Origin of the sequence: Thermoanaerobacterium xylanolyticum LX-11, from assembly GCF_000189775.2 — a bacterium.
Taxonomy (GTDB): Bacteria; Bacillota; Thermoanaerobacteria; order Thermoanaerobacterales; family Thermoanaerobacteraceae; genus Thermoanaerobacterium; species Thermoanaerobacterium thermosulfurigenes.
In genome coordinates this window covers 2,454,828-2,475,339 of sequence record NC_015555.1, presented here as the reverse complement: position 1 = coordinate 2,475,339, position 20,512 = coordinate 2,454,828, and the positions used below count along the sequence as shown (strand labels likewise).

Genomic DNA, 20,512 nt, shown 5'->3' with positions numbered 1-20,512 from the left:
TGCAACATGAAAGTTTTGAGAGTGCATCTTGTAGGTTGGACTGCGTCATTTAGATATCCAATTTTTATAACAGGGTATCAGCCTACTTTGCCAGTACCTCCTGTATCTACTATATATGGACTTATTTCTGCAGCAAAAGGAGAATACGTAACACCTTTAAATACAAAAGTAGGTTATGTGATGAGAAGCGAAGCAAAAGGAGTTGATTTAGAAACCATATACATGCTTTCAAGCGACAATAGTGCAAAATCTAATGTTTATAAAAGAGAATTTTTGTTGAATCCAGATTTGTATGTGTATCTGACCGATTTAAGCTTTAAAGAAATTTTTAAAAAGCCCGAGTATCCACTTCTTTTGGGGAGAAGTTCTGATTTGATGATGGTGGAGGAAGTTAAAGAAGTAGATTTAATGCAAAAACATGGTAATAAAAAGGTTGGAGGTACAGTGGTACCTTTTGAAGAGGAAGGCATCTGGGGTCCTCTTCAAGCATTGCCTATGTATTTTTCAAATACTATTCCAAGGGAAGCGATTGGCATTAAACCGTATTATATTTTAAAAGATTTCATCGAATATAATGGAGATAATTTTTGGTACGATGATGAATTAGATTGGGGAGTATATTTACATGGGCAAGAAAATATTAGCCAAAAGTAGCAAATATGGAGAAGAAACACTTATTCAACATACACAAAATGCACTTCAAGTTTTCGAAAGTCTAAAAAATGCCTACCCAGAAGTTGTTGAGATTTGCAATGAAGAAAAATTTTACGAGTACTTATTTACAGCAATATTTTTACACGATTTTGGGAAGGCGGCAGAAGGATTTCAAAGGATGCTAAAAGAAGGAAAGCCATGGGGTTACAGGCATGAGATAATATCAGCAGGCTTTATCTCATGCCTTTCTTATCCTGATGATGTGCGAAAAGATATAGCTCTTGCGATTATCACACATCATAGAGATTTATACGAACTGCAGGAAAGCTATTCTACTCTGACGATATCAGGAAAGGATAATTATGTAAAAAGGTTGAAAGAATTAGATGGTAACATAAAGTATTTGCAATATATGATAGGCGAGGTGCCAGAGTGGAGCAAAGAATATTTGGGATATGAAATTAGATTAAAACAGGTAGAATCTATTGAAGAAATACAGGATGTTTTTTACTTTGCTGTTAGAGAGTACTTAAATGATTATGAAGATAAAAAAGTCGTGAAAAATAAAAGAAAGTTATTTTTAAGAGGATTTTTGACTGCTTGTGACCATTTATCATCAGCTTCTCAGGAAGAAATAATAAAAGCAATTTCAGATATGGAAGTGTTGTTTAAATTTGACAAATATAAAGATACTCAATTAAAAGCTATGAATACAAAAGGATCTGCTGTTTTAATTGCACCAACTGGGTATGGAAAGACTGAAGCTTCTCTATTGTGGAGCAATTACAATCAAAACAAATCAAAGGGGAAAAGGGTATTTTATGTATTGCCTTATACTGCAAGTATTAATGCTATGTACAATCGGCTAAAAAATTCTTTTGGAGATGAAAGTGTGGCTTTGCTTCATGGGAAGGCTTTTTATTTTCTATATAAAGAGTTTGCGAAATCAGGAGAAGATTATTTTGATGCTGTAAATAAGGCTAAAACAAAATATGATTTATCTAAAAAAATTTTTAAACCATATAAAGTATTGACTCCATTTCAAATATTAAAATACTTTTTTAGCGTTACTGGATTTGAACAGCATATAGGAGAAATGGCTGGCGGACTTTTTATTGTGGATGAAGTACATAGTTATGATCCACATACGACCGCTTTAATACTGGAAAGCTTAAAATACTTGAAAGAAGAGTATAAAGCGGAAATTTTTATTATGTCAGCTACTTTGCCGGAATTTTTGAAGAAACTTTTCATGAAAGAATTAAATATAGAAAGCCTAATTGAGCCGAATAAAGAAGAAATTAAAGCAATTGCAAGACACAAAGTTTCTGTTATTGGAGGAGATGTTTTTTTCAATATAAGCAGAATAATTAAAGACATAAAAGAAGATAAAAAAGTTCTTATTGTTTGCAATACAGTTGATCGTGCACAAAAGATTTATAATGAATTAAAGAAATACACTAATAAAAGTGTTCTCCTTCATTCACGATTTGTTTTAAAGGATAGAGAAAGGATAGAAAATAGTTTAAACAAAGTTCAATTGTTAGTGGGTACCCAAGCAATTGAAGTTTCTCTTGATATAGATTTTGATATTTTATATACTGAACCTGCTCCTATTGATGCACTAATTCAAAGGTTTGGCAGAGTAAACAGAAAAGGGATAAAGAATGCATCGCCAGTTTACATTTTTTCCAAAGGATCTGAAGAAGATAAATTTGTTTACAAAAATCAAAAGGTTGTAAATACAACATTAGAGCTTTTAAGTAATTGTAATATACTAAGTGAAGATTTAATACAAAATTTGGTTAATGAGACTTATAAAAATGGTTATGATGATAAAGATTATAAAGAATTTTTAAAAGCAAGAGAAAGCTTTAAAAGCGTTATAAGTCAGTTATATCCTTTTATTGAAAATAAACATTTAAAAGAAGAATTTTATGAGATGTTTGACAATAGAGAGGTTGTTCCGTATATATTTAAAGAAGAATACATTGATAAAGTCAAAAACAAAGAATACTTTGAGGCGGCTGGGTATATGGTTGGAATTTCTCAACGTAGATATATATCTTTAAAAAAACAGGGCCTTATTGAAAATAATGGTTATGATGTGGATTTTGTATATTGCGAATATGATAAAGATTTAGGGCTTCTCATTGGCAATACTTATGATAATATATTTACACCATGAAATTGATAAGGTGATATTATGGATTTAGTCACAGGTACAGAGATAAATTATTATTTTGTTTGTAAACACAAATTATGGCTTTTCACACATGGAATAAACATGGAACATAATTCAGATTATGTTGACATAGGGAATGCAATTCACGAGAAAAGTTTTCAAAGAGAAGACAAAGAAATTTTGCTGGATGAACGGATAAAAATCGATTTTATTAAAAATCAGATGGAAATACATGAAACCAAAAAGAGTAAGGCTATGGAAGAAGCTACTAAATACCAAGTTTTATACTATATTTATTATTTAAAGACAAAAGGAATGGAAAATGTTAAGGGTGTCATACATTATATGGATAACCATTCAAAAGAAGAAATTAATCTTAGTGAAGAAGATGAAAATGAAATAAAAAAGATAATTGGAGAAATCAATAAAATAAAATCTGCAGATAAACCGCCGGCGATAGTAAAAAGTAGGGTTTGCACAAAGTGCAGCTATTATGAATTGTGTTTTAGTTAGAAGGTGATTTTATGAAAAAAAGCATATATATAAATACAAGTGGACGACTTAGCAGGAAAGACAATACCATTTTCTTTGAAAGTGAAACATTTGGGAAAAAGTTTATACCTGTAAATAATGTAGAAGAAATATTTTTATTTGGAGAAATAGATTTTAATACAAAAGCAATCAATTTTTTAGCACAAAACAACATAACAGTGCACGTATTTAATTATTACGGCTATTATTCCGGAAGTTTTTATCCAAGAGAACATTTGCCCTCAGGCTTTTTATTGGTTAAGCAAGTGGAAAAATACAAAGATGATGTGGAGAGACTTAATATCGCAAAGGAAATTATAAATGGCGCCAGTCATAATATATTAAAAAACATTAAGTATTACGCCAATAGAAAAGAGGGATTAGACGAATTTGTAGAGAGGATTGAAAACGAGAGAAAAAACCTAAAGGATATAAAGACAATAAATGAGCTAATGGGTGTGGAAGGCAGGATTAGAAATATATATTATTCTGCTTTTGAAACAATAATTGATGGAAAATTTGTATTTAAGAATAGAACGATGAATCCTCCGGATAATCCTATAAATGCATTGATTTCCTTTGGAAATTCGATGATGTATTCTATTGTTCTTACAGAGATTTACAATACACAGCTAAATCCCACTATAAGCTATTTACATGAACCTGGCGAAAGGAGATTTTCTCTAAGTCTTGATATAAGCGAAATATTTAAGCCCATTATTATAGACAGGATTATTTTTAGCTTGATAAATCAAAAAATGATAAGAGAAGAGCATTTTGATCAGGATCTAGAGCTGTGTTATTTGAATGAGAAAGGTAGAGTTATATTTCAAAGAGAGTTTGAAGAAAAATTGGGGACTATTATTAAACATCCTGGCTTAAATAGAAGCGTAAGCTATAGAAGACTGATAAGACTTGAATGTTATAAAATTATTAAGCATTTATTAGACGAAGAAAAATATGAATCATTAAAAATGTGGTGGTAAAGTGTATGTACTTATAGTTTATGATGTTGATGAAAAAAAGGTTGCAAAAGTAAATAAATATTTGAAAACTTATCTAAATTGGGTGCAAAATTCAGTATTTGAAGGTGAATTAACAGAAGCCCAATTAAATAGAATTATGTTATGGTTTAAAGGACATTTGGATTTAGAAAGCGACTCGGTTTTGATATATACAGCAAGTTCTCAAAAGTGGCTATCAAAAAGAATCATAGGAATAGAGAAAAATTCTACTGATAATATTTTGTGAGGTGGTACGATTGAGGATAAAAATAACATTATTACCAGAGGAAGATAAAAGCTTAAATATAAATTATAATTATTTTTTATCTGGATGGGTATATAACACTTTAAAAAAAGCGAATAGAGAATTTGCGGAACACCTTCACGAAAAAGGATATAAATATGGGAAAAAGGTTTTTAAATTATTTACTTTTTCTCAATTGCGCAGTAAAAAGCTCAAAATAATCGATGATGAGATAATGTTTTTGGACGAAACATACCTATACATAACCTCTCCCAAAAAAGAGTTTATGTTAAATTTTGTGACAGAAGTATTAAACAATGAGTTTTTAAAATTACAAGATTACCAATTTAGGATTAAGAGTGTGGAGATGTTAAAAGAACCGGAATTCAGTAATAGAGAAGATAAATTTATATGTTTATCTCCAATAGTTATGTCTACCGCTATTGAAATTGATGGAAAGAGGAAAAGTATAAATCTACCTTTACATGATTCTCAATTTATTGAAAATATAAAAAATAATTTGATTGAGAAATACTATGTTTTATATAACACGCTTCCAGATAATTTAAATATAAATATAGATTTTGATGTAAATTATTATATGAAAAATCCTAATGGGAAGAGAATAAAATTCAAAAATGTTTATGTTAAAGGATATATGGTACCTTTTAAGATGTCAGGTAATCCCGATTTAATAAAAGTAGCATACGAATGTGGATTAGGGGAAAAGAACAGTGCTGGATTTGGAATGATACAAAAAATAAAATGAATAATTATAAAAGAGCAATCTTTGTCGACCTTTCTCGATGTAAAAAACATAGGAGGTCGACAAAGAAATTGATAATGTAAAAGATTATTGTTTTTTGTTACTAAAGGGAGAGACGATGAAAATTGAATTTTTATACAATGTCAATAAACGGACTGGAATTTTAAAAAGTATTGAAAAATAACTCATGTTGTGTTAAATTGAATTTAAGCGGGAAAGTATTTTCATGCAATTTTCGTGGGATTTAATCTAACCATAGTGGAATTGAAACTTAGCATAAGTAGAATCAATAACAGATGCATAAACTGATTTAATCTAACCATAGTGGAATTGAAACAAACTCAGTGACAGTAAAAACTGTAAAAGGTAATATCCGATTTAATCTAACCATAGTGGAATTGAAACGTATACAAGGTAACACTCAAAACAAATCACTCTCCTAGATTTAATCTAACCATAGTGGAATTGAAACTTTAAAATATATGCTCTAGGAATATTAATAACAGTAGATTTAATCTAACCATAGTGGAATTGAAACTGTACTTTTTGACTATTTCTTTTAGACTTTCTGAAAGATTTAATCTAACCATAGTGGAATTGAAACGAAGAAGGCGAAGAAGAAGGTTTTATACTTGTAGGAGGATTTAATCTAACCATAGTGGAATTGAAACGTCCTTGTCAGTAAAAATAACAACATCTGCTTTTTGGATTTAATCTAACCATAGTGGAATTGAAACATATTAGGAACAATAAGAGCAGGTGAGCCAATGTGATTTAATCTAACCATAGTGGAATTGAAACTGCTTCTGGTACGCTGCCCTCTGTAAAGTATTGAAGGGATTTAATCTAACCATAGTGGAATTGAAACTAGCTTGTCCTCTTGTTTTCTCTCACCTTACAGTTCGATTTAATCTAACCATAGTGGAATTGAAACATTTATTTACGCTGAAATATTCTGTCAAGTTCATATCGATTTAATCTAACCATAGTGGAATTGAAACGCGTATTCAATACCCTGATTTCTGAGAAGCAAATTTGATTTAATCTAACCATAGTGGAATTGAAACCGTAATTTCTGGAATAAGAAGTATATTTAACGGTAGATTTAATCTAACCATAGTGGAATTGAAACTTTACAAAGATATTTACAAAGATTGTAGGAATACAGATTTAATCTAACCATAGTGGAATTGAAACACAGTATTACACAAAGTTTTCAATGCGATGGACAAACAGATTTAATCTAACCATAGTGGAATTGAAACATAGACGATGATTGGTTCGATGAACTTGCCAGAGAGGATTTAATCTAACCATAGTGGAATTGAAACTCTTCTTCGCCTTCTTCTGGTATCCATTTATAGTCTGATTTAATCTAACCATAGTGGAATTGAAACTGGAGCAAACAAAAAAGCCAATACATACAAACTTTTGATTTAATCTAACCATAGTGGAATTGAAACAGTAAAACAGGCGGTAGCAAAAGGACTTTTGACAGCAGATTTAATCTAACCATAGTGGAATTGAAACAAAGGCGATGAAAAAATTGACATTGAAAGTGGCGTTAGATTTAATCTAACCATAGTGGAATTGAAACAACAAACATTTTCTAACAACAACTTTGTCGTTTAAGATTTAATCTAACCATAGTGGAATTGAAACCATATCTGGCGTTACTTTAAATCTCTTTATGTCTCTGATTTAATCTAACCATAGTGGAATTGAAACTTATTATCATAATAGGCTTCTTTTGTTTCAGTTATTGATTTAATCTAACCATAGTGGAATTGAAACTTAATCCTCTTCATCTTCGATTTCCTCCTCTTCAAGATTTAATCTAACCATAGTGGAATTGAAACATAATTTCTTGTGTTGCTAAATATGAATCTGGCCCTGATTTAATCTAACCATAGTGGAATTGAAACTTGTGATATGGGATAATATGACGACAAGCTATGTAGGATTTAATCTAACCATAGTGGAATTGAAACGACAAAATATATAAATTTAGTGACATAGTTGATTATGGATTTAATCTAACCATAGTGGAATTGAAACTAGCAAATGATAGCATGATAACCTAACAAATATTTATCGATTTAATCTAACCATAGTGGAATTGAAACTTTATAAAGCCATTTATCATATCTTTGCCCCATTGGATTTAATCTAACCATAGTGGAATTGAAACAATTGATTTAATTGTTGCTGTAATGTTTTTACAGCAGATTTAATCTAACCATAGTGGAATTGAAACTTCTTCTTCTGAATAACCACCTTTTTCTCTTTCACCGATTTAATCTAACCATAGTGGAATTGAAACTACGCAATCGGAATTTTAGTTATATTTTTAGGCTTTGATTTAATCTAACCATAGTGGAATTGAAACAAATTTTCGACTTACAAATATCGTCAAAAACAAGAAGATTTAATCTAACCATAGTGGAATTGAAACAAAATGCTAAAGTAAATAATGCAGCAAAAGAAAGCACGATTTAATCTAACCATAGTGGAATTGAAACATCGCTAAGAAAAATGACCTGACAATGGACAAACAAGATTTAATCTAACCATAGTGGAATTGAAACGAGTCTCGACAAATTCTAATATCTGGGAAAGGAAATGGATTTAATCTAACCATAGTGGAATTGAAACTTATATGATCTTCAGGACGTGGCGATTTCAAAATTCGATTTAATCTAACCATAGTGGAATTGAAACGGGAGCAAAGGCAAAATATCACAAATACAAAAAGGCGATTTAATCTAACCATAGTGGAATTGAAACGAAGACGAAAGGATAGATGTATTAAAAGATAGCTATGATTTAATCTAACCATAGTGGAATTGAAACGATTCTGCTTTGTTTCTCAAATACGCTTTTGAATATTCGATTTAATCTAACCATAGTGGAATTGAAACTCGATGTAACCAATACAGCCTTACAGTCATGCGGGTGATTTAATCTAACCATAGTGGAATTGAAACCCTAACAATCATATATATAACTGTTCCTATTACTGCTGATTTAATCTAACCATAGTGGAATTGAAACAACCTTCACTCGTAATTCTGTTGCCTACAAATCAGGGATTTAATCTAACCATAGTGGAATTGAAACGAAGAAATCGGCGAAAGAGTATTTATTCAGTCATCTGATTTAATCTAACCATAGTGGAATTGAAACTTTTTACATTCTTCTTCTATTTTCTTTTTTAATTCGATTTAATCTAACCATAGTGGAATTGAAACGTTGTAGCTTGGAAAAAACTCGCAGAAATTTGCAGTGGATTTAATCTAACCATAGTGGAATTGAAACTCATTTTCTGCATACGATACTACTATACGTATCGCGATTTAATCTAACCATAGTGGAATTGAAACGATGATTTGTTAACTTTTTCTGTAAATCCAAGTTCGATTTAATCTAACCATAGTGGAATTGAAACGTGAATGGTCTTGCCTACTGCTATTGGCTGGTGCATTAGATTTAATCTAACCATAGTGGAATTGAAACTAAGGTGGCAATGGTGATAAATAATTACCTTCCTGGATTTAATCTAACCATAGTGGAATTGAAACAAGTTAAGCGAATATAGTCTCGTTGATAACCCAGCAGATTTAATCTAACCATAGTGGAATTGAAACTTGTCCAAGGCCCATCAGCCTTAGCTATAACTTGTAGATTTAATCTAACCATAGTGGAATTGAAACCTTTACCGCTTCAAGCTTTCGCTTTTCGCTTTAGTAGATTTAATCTAACCATAGTGGAATTGAAACGAAGAAAACAGTTGGTATTCCACATGCGAAGATGCAGATTTAATCTAACCATAGTGGAATTGAAACTCTATATCGCTGCACAATTGCTGCTATATCTGATGGGATTTAATCTAACCATAGTGGAATTGAAACCCGCTTGATGACAACAGCTTAATACAGAAAATGATAGATTTAATCTAACCATAGTGGAATTGAAACGTGTATAAAGGTCTCCCTTCTATTCTTGTTTTGTAAGATTTAATCTAACCATAGTGGAATTGAAACCATCGATATATTTGCTCATAAACCCAACTCCTTTAAGATTTAATCTAACCATAGTGGAATTGAAACTTGCTGCGCTTTGCATTACTTTGCCTTTACATTACTAAGATTTAATCTAACCATAGTGGAATTGAAACTTTGGCATAACTTCCTCCAATAGAGAAGGCGCTTAAGATTTAATCTAACCATAGTGGAATTGAAACGCACCTACTAACATAGACAAAACAGTCATAACACCTGATTTAATCTAACCATAGTGGAATTGAAACGCGTTTTTTAAAAATCCTTTTATGTGGTAGTTGTAAGATTTAATCTAACCATAGTGGAATTGAAACCAATTTGTATATTGCCATTTGTTTGAGCGTTATTAGATTTAATCTAACCATAGTGGAATTGAAACAAAGGAGCACCGGCAGCACACTGGAAAGCAATCACGATTTAATCTAACCATAGTGGAATTGAAACACGACTTTTTTGCAAACTTCATTGTTTACGCCTCTCGATTTAATCTAACCATAGTGGAATTGAAACGAAGAAGAAACAACTGTAGCATCAAAAGAAGATTTAGATTTAATCTAACCATAGTGGAATTGAAACTAAGATTCACTTGACAAATCAATACCATAATATTTTTGATTTAATCTAACCATAGTGGAATTGAAACTATGTTATATCTTCTGGAACTGATTATCTTCTTGAGATTTAATCTAACCATAGTGGAATTGAAACGGATTTGCAAATTTACGAGCAACAACAAAAAGCATAGATTTAATCTAACCATAGTGGAATTGAAACCTGCCTCCCGGGAATGTTTTTAATCATCTCTTTTTCGGATTTAATCTAACCATAGTGGAATTGAAACGTACCAAACCTCGATACATCTAATGCCACTTCATAAGGATTTAATCTAACCATAGTGGAATTGAAACTCGGAACCCTGCTCTATCAATATTCTGTCTATTAAAGATTTAATCTAACCATAGTGGAATTGAAACCAATTTGAGCCATTATTTTATTTAAAGCTGCTTTTAGATTTAATCTAACCATAGTGGAATTGAAACATTCAATATGGCTCTGTAATCTGACTTGTACTTTTTAGATTTAATCTAACCATAGTGGAATTGAAACTTGTGATCCTTTTGCAATGATCTGTATTTTTAAGCAGATTTAATCTAACCATAGTGGAATTGAAACTGCCATCTTTAAGCAGGAATTCATTATTTGCGAAATCGATTTAATCTAACCATAGTGGAATTGAAACATTTTTTATATTCTTTTTTTAACTCCTCCAATGTTTGATTTAATCTAACCATAGTGGAATTGAAACTATGAGTGTGTAAACATGATAGAGAACTGGAGAAAGATTTAATCTAACCATAGTGGAATTGAAACATTTAAAAGATACTACCTTGCCTAAAATTCTTATATGATTTAATCTAACCATAGTGGAATTGAAACTGATAAAAAGTACCTGCATGCGGTAAAAGATGAAATAGGATTTAATCTAACCATAGTGGAATTGAAACTAATCTGTAAGCAGTTTAAGCATATTGCCAAGAGCGATTTAATCTAACCATAGTGGAATTGAAACATTTAAAAGATACTACCTTGCCTAAAATTCTTATATGATTTAATCTAACCATAGTGGAATTGAAACTGATAAAAAGTACCTGCATGCGGTAAAAGATGAAATAGGATTTAATCTAACCATAGTGGAATTGAAACTATCTCACCCCAAGTGCCATTTATTACTTGTTCTGGGATTTAATCTAACCATAGTGGAATTGAAACAAGCGTATCGCCTGATTTCACGACATAACTATTAGGGATTTAATCTAACCATAGTGGAATTGAAACTGCAAAATATACCAGGATAGTGGAGGTATAAGAAAAGATTTAATCTAACCATAGTGGAATTGAAACGATGTAACAGCAGATGAAATAAAGGCAAAAACAGATGATTTAATCTAACCATAGTGGAATTGAAACTAAGACCTTCGGCTTTTATAGCCGATGAAATTGGGGCGATTTAATCTAACCATAGTGGAATTGAAACGACTTAGCACCTCTTAACTTTGATGATCCAGTTGCTGATTTAATCTAACCATAGTGGAATTGAAACACAAAAAATGAACAAATTAAAAATGCTATAAATGAGATTTAATCTAACCATAGTGGAATTGAAACTTGGTATTTCGGCGGTACTACGAGAGAGTATAAAGAGATTTAATCTAACCATAGTGGAATTGAAACACGAATGCAGTCTGTGAAACATGCCAGGAATTGATTGATTTAATCTAACCATAGTGGAATTGAAACTGTTCTGTCTCTTTTACGCTGCCTCCCCCTCCTTCAGATTTAATCTAACCATAGTGGAATTGAAACGCTCATGTGAGAAACGCACTTGCAAGATTAGACCAGATTTAATCTAACCATAGTGGAATTGAAACCTTTTTCTTTTAGAAATGGATGTTTTTTGTATACTTGGATTTAATCTAACCATAGTGGAATTGAAACAACAAAGCAGGTAGGCGGTACAATTTATATTGAATTGATTTAATCTAACCATAGTGGAATTGAAACGTATGTAAAACATGAACTGAAACTGCATTACTATATCGATTTAATCTAACCATAGTGGAATTGAAACGCATTTCCTTGCTTCTAAGTATGATTGATACAAATTGATTTAATCTAACCATAGTGGAATTGAAACAATTTATATTTTATAAGTCGTTCGTTTACGCCAAAAGATTTAATCTAACCATAGTGGAATTGAAACCAAATCCAATCCCCAAGTCGCTGTATCTACAAAACAGATTTAATCTAACCATAGTGGAATTGAAACCTACCATTATTGACGGCATACCTAAATCATCGAATAGATTTAATCTAACCATAGTGGAATTGAAACAATGTCGCAAGGCCATATTGTGCCAGTTCTGCTCCGGATTTAATCTAACCATAGTGGAATTGAAACTATGGTAGAGAAAAGCACAGAAGAATTAAACGAGGAGATTTAATCTAACCATAGTGGAATTGAAACGAAAAAATTCAAAAGCTGAAAAACAGTATAGCAGTTGATTTAATCTAACCATAGTGGAATTGAAACCAAATCCAATCCCCAAGTCGCTGTATCTACAAAACAGATTTAATCTAACCATAGTGGAATTGAAACAGCGAATTTAGACACCATCCCCTCGTTTTTAAAGGTAGATTTAATCTAACCATAGTGGAATTGAAACAAAAACTTTACAAGAGGCTTTGAATTCTCTGACGTAAGATTTAATCTAACCATAGTGGAATTGAAACAGTTCAACAAATGTTTCTCTAAGTTTGCATTTCGTAGATTTAATCTAACCATAGTGGAATTGAAACAAATAATCTACAACATTTTTTGCACCTAAATTATTAGATTTAATCTAACCATAGTGGAATTGAAACAAGAAGGTTATAGCTTATATACTTCCGACAGATGCAGCGATTTAATCTAACCATAGTGGAATTGAAACGCATAAGTGAGGCATTTCAGAAAAGAACTTTTAAAAGATTTAATCTAACCATAGTGGAATTGAAACCGTCAAATGTAGTAAAATCAGCTTTATCTTTATATTCGATTTAATCTAACCATAGTGGAATTGAAACAAGCCCATGTACATCGCTTTTTAATTCAAGCGTTCCGGATTTAATCTAACCATAGTGGAATTGAAACGCATAAGTGAGGCATTTCAGAAAAGAACTTTTAAAAGATTTAATCTAACCATAGTGGAATTGAAACATAGCCATGACGGCGGTTTCGCCGCTCTTATATATGGATTTAATCTAACCATAGTGGAATTGAAACATAATTTATCTCTTCCAATACCAGAGCATTTTGCTGATTTAATCTAACCATAGTGGAATTGAAACTTTGTTGAATTTATAAGTGTAACTGCTTCAGATTCTGATTTAATCTAACCATAGTGGAATTGAAACAATTTATACCCATCATCAATATTTCTCTTTTCCAAACGATTTAATCTAACCATAGTGGAATTGAAACATGCTGTAGTAAAATCTATTGCTGTTGCTGCCAAAGATTTAATCTAACCATAGTGGAATTGAAACGCAGATCTCATAAAAGTTGATACAGTAAAACCATTAGATTTAATCTAACCATAGTGGAATTGAAACTTGTATAAGTCATCAATCAACAATACTGTTGCATTTGATTTAATCTAACCATAGTGGAATTGAAACAAAACTTTATTTTCGCCTGTCCGCACACAATATCCGCGATTTAATCTAACCATAGTGGAATTGAAACACTTAAAGCTAAAGATGTACTTGCACAGGCGTTTTTAGATTTAATCTAACCATAGTGGAATTGAAACTGTAAAAAATATAATCTGATGTATAGCCATAATGGCGATTTAATCTAACCATAGTGGAATTGAAACCCAGTTGCATAATTAGGTTGTGCTGCACCCAGCGCAGATTTAATCTAACCATAGTGGAATTGAAACTACGATACAGTACATCACATAGAACCTATTAAGGTTAGATTTAATCTAACCATAGTGGAATTGAAACTTTTTCATGCAAATTTTCTAATGTCTCATAGAAATTGATTTAATCTAACCATAGTGGAATTGAAACTGTTACAGATCAAAATGGTCAGGTCATACAAGAAGGGATTTAATCTAACCATAGTGGAATTGAAACGAAAAGTACATGAGATCACGTCAGAAATTTTCGGTAGATTTAATCTAACCATAGTGGAATTGAAACATGCTTGCTACTGGTGCTACTATTGTAACTAACCAGGATTTAATCTAACCATAGTGGAATTGAAACTACGATACAGTACATCACATAGAACCTATTAAGGTTAGATTTAATCTAACCATAGTGGAATTGAAACTTTTTCATGCAAATTTTCTAATGTCTCATAGAAATTGATTTAATCTAACCATAGTGGAATTGAAACTGTTACAGATCAAAATGGTCAGGTCATACAAGAAGGGATTTAATCTAACCATAGTGGAATTGAAACGAAAAGTACATGAGATCACGTCAGAAATTTTCGGTAGATTTAATCTAACCATAGTGGAATTGAAACATATGTTAACGGTAGTAATTACTTATTTTCAGGAAGATTTAATCTAACCATAGTGGAATTGAAACTAGAAAAGGCAGGTGGTTAGTTTGGCAAAAGTAATAGGATTTAATCTAACCATAGTGGAATTGAAACAAAATGTTGTAATGGCTGTCGAACAACAAATAGGTAGATTTAATCTAACCATAGTGGAATTGAAACTTCATCGTTTAATTCTGCTTTCGCTAATGCAATATATGATTTAATCTAACCATAGTGGAATTGAAACTTGAAAAAAAAGAAATTACACCATTTATAATATTTACGATTTAATCTAACCATAGTGGAATTGAAACCACAAAAAAATTATTATACATAAATTACTCAAACTTCGCACTTATAAAAGTAGCTCTGTACCTTGATAATTCAATATTATTTGGCTATAAAATAGCATGAGACCTCCATTTTTGGTATAATTGAATTATCAAAAAATAAACCAATTGGAGGCTCATGCTATGAATAGTATAACACAAAATTACCAAATTGATAATAAGGTTTCTACTTCGATTAAAAGTTTCTTCAAAAAATATAGAATTTCGGCTGCTTTAAGGTTATCGAATGCTTACAAAAGCAAGGGTATTCCCGTTATTTCTATTTTCGAGTACTTATTCTGTATGATCTTTACCAATAGATCTATGTATATGAATATGCTAATGGGTACAAATCAGGTTGGTTTTAAGAAAGACACGGTTTACAGATTCTTAAACTCTATTCATATTAATTGGATTCGGTTTACCACTTGGCTTAGTGCACAGATTATAAATGAGACAATTACTGGGTTAACAAGTGACAAACGCGTAAATGTTCTTATTGTTGATGACTCTTTATTCGAACGCTCTAGCTCTAAAAAAGTAGAACTACTAGCAAAAGTATATGACCATGCTAAGAAAACATACAAATATGGCTTTCGCCTACTTACACTCGGATGGTCAGATGGAAATACTTTTATCCCAGTCAATGGATGTCTTTTATCTACTGAGAATCAAAAGAATCGTATCAATGAAGCTATACCTGTGGACAAGCGTTCCGCCGGGTATTTAAGAAGGAATCTATCCCAAACTAAAGCAACAGCCGTAGCTCTGGAATTAATAAAGACCGCTAAAAAAGCAATGATTCCAGCATCTTATGTATTGTTTGACACTTGGTTCTGTTCTCCCTCTTCTTTGATTGCTATTAAAGAAATAGGCTATGATGTTATTGCAATGGCAAAGAAAACATCAAAGATGCATTACCTATATAATGGAATAATGCAGCCGTTAACAGAAATATACAAGCAGAACAGAAAAAGAAGAGGCAGGTCTAGATACCTGTTATCCGTGGAAGTTTCCATTGAAAAAGACGGAAAATCTATTCCTGCTCGAATTGTATTTGTCAGAAACAGGAATAATCGAAAAGACTATCTGGCACTTATTACCACGGATATGAACCTTAACGAGGACGAAATCATTCGTATATACGGGAAGCGCTGGGATATAGAAGTCTTTTTCAAAGTGTGTAAATCATACTTGAAGCTCAGCAAGGAATGCAATTCATTATCTTACGATGCGATGACAGCACATACAGCAATCGTATTTACCAGATACATGATGCTTGCACTAGAGAACCGTCGATCATCAGATTTACGAACAATGGGAGAGATATTTTACTACATACAGGATGAAATGTCCGATATTACGCTGATTCAGGCTTTTCATCTACTTATGCAAGTATTCATAGATACAATAACAGATAAACTATCGTTATCTTCAGAACAGCTGGACCAATTACTTGATGCTTTTATGGCTGCGATTCCCAAAGAACTTAAGGAAAGACTTCCGAAGTGTGCATAATTGTGTAAATTACTATTACTTTTTTCTGGCAAAGCATTAAGTTTTCAAGGAACAGAGTAATTATTTATGTGCGAAGTTTTAGTAAATTATATTACATAGATTTAATCTAACCATAGTGGAATTGAAACTGGATATTGATTTTAGTTGTGTTAAAAGTGATTTAGGATTTAATCTAACCATAGTGGAATTGAAACAAAAGTATTGATTTTAGTAGAGCTGGCGAAAGGAATGATTTAATCTAACCATAGTGGAATTGAAACCTATTTTATGCAGCAGCAACAGCCACAACTGCAAGATTTAATCTAACCATAGTGGAATTGAAACACAGGTATACCTGCATTGTCTTTTAACATTTATGTTGGATTTAATCTAACCATAGTGGAATTGAAACGTGCTATTTCTGCATCTGTTCTTGCACGGTTGGAGAGATTTAATCTAACCATAGTGGAATTGAAACATGGAAATGCTATTCCTGCAAGTGTGCCGACGAGTAGATTTAATCTAACCATAGTGGAATTGAAACGGAGCACCTAATAAAATATCGCCAGCCGCAGCTCCGATTTAATCTAACCATAGTGGAATTGAAACTACTGCTATCATTGGATTAGCAATAACAGCTGCAAGATTTAATCTAACCATAGTGGAATTGAAACGAATATCTGTGCTGTCGTATTAGGTTTCTCATATTTTTGGATTTAATCTAACCATAGTGGAATTGAAACCTGTCTATTTCTTCTTTTATTTTTTTAGTGCAAATGTCCCGTATTTCATATACCTTGCTTACTGCTTCGTCGATTTAATCTAACCATAGTGGAATTGAAACTATAATAAGAATTGCGTCTTTATCTGGCATACTTTCAGATTTAATCTAACCATAGTGGAATTGAAACATGTGGATTAAGTTCGCTTCCTCTACTGTCAAGGCTCGATTTAATCTAACCATAGTGGAATTGAAACAAAAATAAAATGTCGGATTATGCTTTAAATAAAAAACATCTTATAGATCTTAGGGGCAAAGATAAAGTTATTGTTTTCGAGAAGGCGTGGGAATATAATAAAGACAATTATAAAGATTTAATCAAGGTCGTTAAGGATAATCCTAATAATTACCCAGCTGTACCTAAGGGTGAATTAGAGTATGGTAAATCATATGAAATTACTATGATGATTAAAGGATCTAATGGTAAAACTGTGAAAATAAAATTGTCGGATAATAAATAAAGGTTCAGATATATCACGAGTGACAACAATTTATGTTGATTGAGGTAATAATATGGAAATAGATGAGTTAGATGTTGTAAAATTAAAAGACGGACGAGAGGGGACGGTGGTTCATAAATATCCTGCAGGTATCTTACTGCAAGCATATGAAATTGAATTTGATGATGGTGAAACTGAAACGATAAAAGAAGATGAGATAGATAAAGTATTATGGATAGCAAAAGCTCATTAAAAAAGCCGTAAGGCGGGATAGGCCAAAGCGGCTTTTTATGCTAAAAATAAGGATATGGTAAAATAGCTGCTTTTTTAATGTCTGTATAATGGGGTTAAATCCCTCAGCTTAAGCTGAAACCTTTAGGTCAACGAATAAAAATAAATAATCACTTCTAGTAAAAAATAAACTAGAGGTGATAAATATGCAAAATTATAGAAAGTCGTCACATGCTACATATGATCTAAAATATCATATAGTATGGATAACAAAATATAGAAAACCGGTATTGGTTGGGAAAATAGCTGAAAGGACAAGAGAACTAATAAGAATGGTATGCAAAAATAATGAAGTAGAAATATTATCAGGACATGTATCAAAAGATCATATACATATACTAGTGTCGGCACCACCACATTTGTCAGTAAGTAAGCTAGTGCAATATATAAAAGGATATAGTTCGAGAAAGCTGCTAATGGAGAATAAGGAGCTTAACAAACAATTTTGGGGACAACATTTATGGGCACGAGGATATTTTGCAGCAAGTAGTGGCAATGTAACAGATGAAGTGATAATAGAGTATATACAAAATCAAGACATAGAAGAAAATCAAAAGAATGATAATTTTACTTTAGGCGAGTTTTAAGCTGCTTAAGCGGCATATCCAACCCACCTGCTTTAGCAGGTGGTGGTTGAGTTCTGCATTAAGTTATAGAATAGATGAATGTCGTCTTACTAATAAAAACACAGGACTTGCCAAAATTTATTTGACGAACATCAACATGTTTGTATTTGAATCGTATTTGTAGTTGAAGCCAAAGAGAGTTGTTAAATCATCTGTCGATATCCACGTTAAGCCATTGTTTAATACTATTGCGTCTGGGATTTCCAATGTTTTGTTGTTTAATCGTGCTTTAGTGCTGCCTATGTTCAAGTTTGCCTGTGTTTTTCCATATGTTATATTTATTGTGCCATCTGTGTTCCAGTCTACGTTGCTGCCTAAATATTGCATAAACGCTCTTACAGGTACGTACCATTTGCCGTTTATTTGTTTAGGATTTGATGGCATAAAAGGCTGCTGAAGCATGTTGCCATATATAGCCAACATAGTTGCATTGTATTTTGTTGGAACGACAGTCTCTGGAGAATCTGTTTCTGTTCCATTAGGATTTTTCGTTATTGAATACGTGTCGATAGGTGTTCCATCCTGCTTTACAGCTTTTATTGTAAGCGTATTGCCATTAATTGTAGATAAAATGTAATTTGGCTGGTCTTGTGGGTCGTAGAAAAATGCATCCCATACTTTCTGTGAAAGATCTGGATAATACTTGTTGCCACTTCTTCCTGTAACAATATACACAGTTCCGTCTGCAGGTTTTTTTACATATTGATCGTTTTTGATTGGATATGTCCTTGAATAACCGTGATCGTGACCGTTAAAAACCACATCTACATGGTATTTATCAAATATAGGTTGAAATGCTGCTTTTATCTGTTCATTTGAACGAGTAGCTTTATTGTAATACGGTGTCTTATGGAAAAAGACTATTTTCCATGTTTTATTGGTGTTCTTTAGATCTTTATCAAGCCATGCTTTTTGTGTTTCTAATATGTCGCCTGAAACACCTTCTTCTTCATCTTCTTGGCTGTCAAGCATCACTATATGTGCATTTCCGTAATCAAAAGAATAAATTTACCCTTTTAAGCCGTCGGGACCATTTTGTGGGACTGGAAATAAATTTACAAAATCTTTTGGTTTGCCTGAATCGTAGTTTGATAATTGACATGTTTCGTGATTGCCTTCAACAGGCATTTCTGGTATTGTATCTATCACGCCTTTTGCTGCATCAAACCAGTTATTCCAGTGTGTATACAATTGACCAATCTCGACAAGGTCTCCTACATTTACGAAGAACTTTGCATCTTTATTTGCGCTATACGCATTATGTATCGTAGTTTTCCATGGACCATATTGTGGATCTGTTGCTACTCCACTTTGATTATCATGGTAAAATTTAAAAGGCATCATTGTCGATGCCTTTTATAAAGATTATATTATCTGTTTTATGCCTATAAGTATCAATATCAGTCCTGCAATCACTGTTGCTTTTTTTCTAAAGTTCCATCTATTTAAAAAGTCTGTCACATAGTTTCCAATCCACAAGGCAATGAAACTTATAAGAGCAGACAGAAATCCTATAAAAAAGGAGTTAAGGCCTATCATGCCAGCGCTTAATCCGCCTCCGATATTGTTTATAGACAAGGCAATGCCGAGAAATGTAGCTTCTTTAAAGTCAATGTCTTTAGAATCATCCACATCGGCTTCCTCAGGCTTTTTCAATATGTCATATATGTTTTTCGCTTTATCGTTCATATCATAAGGGCTATTGCTATTTTTTTTGAAATATGGCTCAATAGCTATCCAAAGTCCTATAGAGATAAAGAGAATCATGCTTAATATGGAGCTTATGTGCTTACTAAGTACTCCAGATATTATATTGCCAGACATGGCGGCGATGGATGATATTATAAATGTTATCAGGGATATCCACAAATTTTTTACTGCGGTGATTTTTATTCCTCTTACGCTGTAGGCTATTCTGACGCTTATGTTGTCTATGTTGTTGGCTAAAGCGATGAACAGTGAATAAATAAAGTGCATATTTTATCCCTCCTCTTTTAGATTCATA

Annotated in this window: 12 protein-coding genes, 1 pseudogene and 2 CRISPR repeat arrays; of the genes and pseudogenes, 10 read left to right on the top strand and 3 right to left on the bottom strand. The window is 32.2% G+C overall.

Going from position 1 to position 20,512, the window contains the following annotated elements; translation table 11 throughout:
- Positions 1-6 precede the first annotated feature (6 nt).
- The 10 genes from cas5b (at position 7) to tnpA (ending at position 18,468) form a co-directional block, all read left to right on the top strand.
- Positions 7-654: a type I-B CRISPR-associated protein Cas5b gene (gene cas5b / locus THEXY_RS11855; protein WP_013789075.1), complete on the top strand. Its 648-nt coding sequence runs from the start codon at positions 7-9 to the stop codon at positions 652-654.
- Entirely contained in the window at positions 626-2,842 is a 2,217-nt protein-coding gene (locus tag THEXY_RS11850; protein WP_013789074.1) for a CRISPR-associated helicase/endonuclease Cas3, read from the top strand. The genes cas5b and THEXY_RS11850 overlap by 29 nt, the downstream gene beginning before the upstream one ends.
- An 18-nt stretch (positions 2,843-2,860) precedes the next feature.
- Positions 2,861-3,352, top strand: coding sequence for a CRISPR-associated protein Cas4 (gene cas4 / locus THEXY_RS11845; RefSeq protein ID WP_013789073.1), 492 nt, complete (start codon positions 2,861-2,863; stop codon positions 3,350-3,352).
- A gap of 11 nt (positions 3,353-3,363) precedes the next feature.
- Positions 3,364-4,356: a type I-B CRISPR-associated endonuclease Cas1b gene (cas1b, locus tag THEXY_RS11840; RefSeq protein ID WP_013789072.1), complete on the top strand. Its 993-nt coding sequence runs from the start codon at positions 3,364-3,366 to the stop codon at positions 4,354-4,356.
- A 1-nt stretch (position 4,357) separates the two neighbouring features.
- Positions 4,358-4,621: a CRISPR-associated endonuclease Cas2 gene (gene cas2 / locus THEXY_RS11835; RefSeq protein WP_013789071.1), complete on the top strand. Its 264-nt coding sequence runs from the start codon at positions 4,358-4,360 to the stop codon at positions 4,619-4,621.
- A 10-nt stretch (positions 4,622-4,631) separates the two neighbouring features.
- On the top strand, positions 4,632-5,387 hold the full coding sequence (cas6, locus tag THEXY_RS11830; RefSeq protein WP_013789070.1) for a CRISPR-associated endoribonuclease Cas6: 756 nt from the start codon (positions 4,632-4,634) through the stop codon (positions 5,385-5,387).
- A 238-nt stretch (positions 5,388-5,625) separates the two neighbouring features.
- Positions 5,626-14,857: a CRISPR direct-repeat array (repeat unit 30 nt; unit sequence GATTTAATCTAACCATAGTGGAATTGAAAC).
- Positions 14,858-15,016: 159 nt separating this feature from the next.
- A complete protein-coding gene (locus THEXY_RS11825) occupies positions 15,017-16,390 on the top strand; it encodes an IS4 family transposase (protein ID WP_013787204.1) in 1,374 nt (457 codons plus the stop codon).
- A gap of 98 nt (positions 16,391-16,488) precedes the next feature.
- Positions 16,489-17,347: direct repeats of the CRISPR family, unit length 30 nt; unit sequence GATTTAATCTAACCATAGTGGAATTGAAAC.
- Positions 17,348-17,356: 9 nt separating this feature from the next.
- Positions 17,357-17,611 (top strand): DUF6883 domain-containing protein, encoded by a 255-nt coding sequence (locus THEXY_RS11820; RefSeq protein WP_013789069.1) that lies wholly within the window; start codon positions 17,357-17,359, stop codon positions 17,609-17,611.
- Between the two features lie 52 nt (positions 17,612-17,663).
- Entirely contained in the window at positions 17,664-17,843 is a 180-nt protein-coding gene (locus tag THEXY_RS11815) for a DUF4926 domain-containing protein (RefSeq protein WP_013789068.1), read from the top strand.
- 184 nt (positions 17,844-18,027) lie between these two features.
- On the top strand, positions 18,028-18,468 hold the full coding sequence (gene tnpA / locus THEXY_RS11810) for an IS200/IS605 family transposase (protein ID WP_013786953.1): 441 nt from the start codon (positions 18,028-18,030) through the stop codon (positions 18,466-18,468).
- Between the two features lie 117 nt (positions 18,469-18,585).
- On the opposite strand, the gene THEXY_RS12860 is transcribed toward tnpA, so the two are convergent.
- The 3 genes and pseudogenes from THEXY_RS12860 to ytaF all read right to left on the bottom strand — a co-directional run bounded on the left by THEXY_RS12860 (position 18,586) and on the right by ytaF (position 20,484).
- A complete protein-coding gene (locus THEXY_RS12860) occupies positions 18,586-18,891 on the bottom strand; it encodes a copper amine oxidase N-terminal domain-containing protein (protein ID WP_268257789.1) in 306 nt (101 codons plus the stop codon).
- Positions 18,892-19,251: 360 nt separating this feature from the next.
- A pseudogene (locus tag THEXY_RS12855) lies at positions 19,252-19,848 on the bottom strand (metallophosphoesterase); the annotation flags it as partial.
- 24 nt (positions 19,849-19,872) lie between these two features.
- The gene (ytaF, locus tag THEXY_RS11800; RefSeq protein WP_013789067.1) at positions 19,873-20,484 is read right to left on the bottom strand and encodes a sporulation membrane protein YtaF; all 612 of its coding nucleotides are present in this window, start codon (positions 20,482-20,484) and stop codon (positions 19,873-19,875) included.
- Positions 20,485-20,512: the final 28 nt, after the last annotated feature.

Coding starts and splice junctions, on each gene's coding strand:
- cas5b (WP_013789075.1), top strand. CDS start 7: ATGAAAGTTTTGAGAGTGCATCTTGTAGGTTGGACTGCGTCATTTAGA.
- THEXY_RS11850 (WP_013789074.1), top strand. CDS start 626: ATGGGCAAGAAAATATTAGCCAAAAGTAGCAAATATGGAGAAGAAACA.
- cas4 (WP_013789073.1), top strand. CDS start 2,861: ATGGATTTAGTCACAGGTACAGAGATAAATTATTATTTTGTTTGTAAA.
- cas1b (WP_013789072.1), top strand. CDS start 3,364: ATGAAAAAAAGCATATATATAAATACAAGTGGACGACTTAGCAGGAAA.
- THEXY_RS11825 (WP_013787204.1), top strand. CDS start 15,017: ATGAATAGTATAACACAAAATTACCAAATTGATAATAAGGTTTCTACT.
- THEXY_RS11820 (WP_013789069.1), top strand. CDS start 17,357: ATGTCGGATTATGCTTTAAATAAAAAACATCTTATAGATCTTAGGGGC.
- THEXY_RS11815 (WP_013789068.1), top strand. CDS start 17,664: ATGGAAATAGATGAGTTAGATGTTGTAAAATTAAAAGACGGACGAGAG.
- tnpA (WP_013786953.1), top strand. CDS start 18,028: ATGCAAAATTATAGAAAGTCGTCACATGCTACATATGATCTAAAATAT.
- THEXY_RS12860 (WP_268257789.1), bottom strand. CDS start 18,891: ATGCCATCAAATCCTAAACAAATAAACGGCAAATGGTACGTACCTGTA.
- ytaF (WP_013789067.1), bottom strand. CDS start 20,484: ATGCACTTTATTTATTCACTGTTCATCGCTTTAGCCAACAACATAGAC.